The 344-nt window shown below is 61.9% G+C and carries 1 pseudogene; it reads left to right on the top strand.

The window, feature by feature from the left end:
* Positions 1–63 precede the first annotated feature (63 nt).
* Positions 64–344: pseudogene (locus P3L18_RS28220) on the top strand (HNH endonuclease); the annotation flags it as partial.

Raw genomic sequence — 344 nt, 5'->3', positions numbered from 1 at the left:
CGGCATACACTCGAACACAACAACACACAAACACGTGTTCGCTATCGCCGGGGGGTGACACTCATGGTCGACACCGCGTTACCAGACGACGCACTGCCCGACGTGTCGGGGTTGTCGACCGCGCAGAAACTCGCCCTCGCCCACCGTGTGGTTGATTCGCTGGCGTCGGATGATTTGACCGGGCTGTCCAACGACGACCTGGTCACCGTCGCTCAGTCCACCGAACGGTTGATCACCCGCGTCACCGTCCAAGGTGATCGGCAGATCGTCGAATTCTCCGACCGGCATTTGGCCCGCGAGTACGGGTTCGGGTCGATCACCGACGCCATGATCGGCCTGTTGCG

It is taken from the genome of Gordonia sp. N1V, from assembly GCF_029269935.1.
In the GTDB taxonomy this organism is placed as follows: Bacteria; Actinomycetota; Actinomycetes; order Mycobacteriales; family Mycobacteriaceae; genus Gordonia; species Gordonia polyisoprenivorans.
This window is presented reverse-complemented; position numbering and strand designations above follow the sequence as displayed.